Origin of the sequence: Corynebacterium halotolerans, assembly GCF_050107895.1 — a bacterium.
GTDB classification, from domain to species: Bacteria; Actinomycetota; Actinomycetes; order Mycobacteriales; family Mycobacteriaceae; genus Corynebacterium; species Corynebacterium halotolerans_B.
The window spans coordinates 1-256 of the sequence record NZ_JBNILW010000056.1 but is presented as its reverse complement, the minus strand read 5'-3'; the positions used below and the strand labels follow the sequence as shown (position 1 = coordinate 256).

The window sequence follows — 256 nt, the reverse complement described above, 5'->3', positions numbered from 1 at the left end:
TTCACCCCGTCGGGTGGGGTCTGGTGGTTGATCAGTAATTTTTTGATGGATAATGCCAGCATGGCCGCAGTGATGTGGTTGTGTGGTTTGTTTGTCAGGTTGTCGGGCTTTTCACGCCTGATGGGCCATCCCCTTGTTGTGGGGTGGTTCTTTTGTGGAGAGTTTGATCCTGGCTCAGGACGAACGCTGGCGGCGTGCTTAACACATGCAAGTCGAACGGAAAGGCCCGCTTGCGGGTACTCGAGTGGCGAACGGG

The 256-nt window shown here is 55.5% G+C and carries 1 rRNA gene; it reads left to right on the top strand.

Annotated elements, in window-relative coordinates:
- Positions 1-151: 151 nt before the first annotated feature.
- Positions 152-256, top strand: a 16S ribosomal RNA gene (locus tag ACQCVD_RS15530); the annotation flags it as partial.